This window comes from Rhizobacter sp. P2_H2 (genome assembly GCF_056403375.1).
Genome location: NZ_JBFUFP010001457.1, coordinates 1 through 1,065, shown reverse-complemented (window position 1 = coordinate 1,065; position 1,065 = coordinate 1). Strand labels below are relative to the sequence as shown.

The 1,065-nt window shown below is 76.0% G+C and carries 2 protein-coding genes; both read right to left on the bottom strand.

Annotated features, from left to right (window positions below; genetic code table 11):
- A partial coding sequence (locus tag AC1D15_RS33900) for a glycosyltransferase (RefSeq protein ID WP_477829523.1) occupies positions 1 to 382 on the bottom strand: 382 nt, incomplete at its 3' end.
- Between the two features lie 55 nt (positions 383 to 437).
- Positions 438 to 1,065: glycosyltransferase family 2 protein (locus tag AC1D15_RS33895; protein WP_477829522.1), on the bottom strand; the 628-nt coding region annotated here is incomplete at its 5' end.

Sequence of the window (1,065 nt, the reverse complement as noted above, 5' to 3'; positions counted from 1 at the left end):
ACGCCAGCCCGTGCGCGCGGCTGGCGGCGAAGGCGTGTGCCAGCGCATGGCCCTTGCCGCGGCGTTGCGGGTCGTGCCGCTCCAGCACGACGGCGCCGGCGGCACGCGCACGCGCCGCGGTGTCGTCGCTGCAGTTGTCCGCGACGACCAGCACGCGGTACAGGTCGGCCGGCCAGTCTAGCCGCCGCAGGCTCGCCAGGCAGGCGTCGATCACCGCCGCCTCGTCGTGCGCCGGCACGATCACATCGAAGAACAGCCGGCCCGACGAGCGCCGCGCCGCGCCCGGCGCCTGCGACAGCAGCGTGAGCAGCAGCAGGTAGGCCGAGCAGGCCGCCACCGGAACGGCCAGCAGCGACAGCAGCGCCGGCAGCAGCCAGCTCATTGGGAGCCTCCGTGCTTCGCACTGCGGTATTCGGACTTGGGGCGGCCCGGCGTCCTCATACCGCACCGCCAGGGTGTTCCACGCCGCCATATTCCTGGTAGTGCCAGCCGGCGAAGACCGACAGTTTCCCGAGGTTGGCCGCGACCTTCAGCAGCCAGTGCACCGCGCGGTGGCGACCGGCCGGCCACGCGAGCAGCGCCAGTCCCGCGGCCAGCACCGACTGCGCGAGCGCCCGCGCGAAGAATCGCACCCGGCCGGCCCGCGTGAGCGGCCCGTAACGGCCGTTCAGGCGGTGCCGCGCGTGGTCCTGCCCGCCGCGCAGCGCGCGCAGCAGCAGCCAGCGCAGCGACAGCCGCGACGCCTCGACCGGCTCATGCACCACCGCCTCGTCGCACCAGACGATGCGCGCGCCGTGCTGCACCAGCCGGCCGAGCAGGTCGCCGTCCTCGCCGCCGGTGCGGCCGTAGGCCGGGTCGAACGGCTGCGCCATCGCCCGCAGCAGCGCGCCGCGCAGCAGCACGTTGCCGAAGCGCAGCCGGTTCGGCGGCACGAGCGCACCGCTCGGCTGGCGCGCCCAGTCGTAGAAGCGGCCGCGCCGGATCCAGCCCGGCGCATCGGCGGGCAGCACCGGCAGCACCGGCCCGAGCACGCCGTCGGCCCGGCCGTGCCGCGCCGGCGCGGCC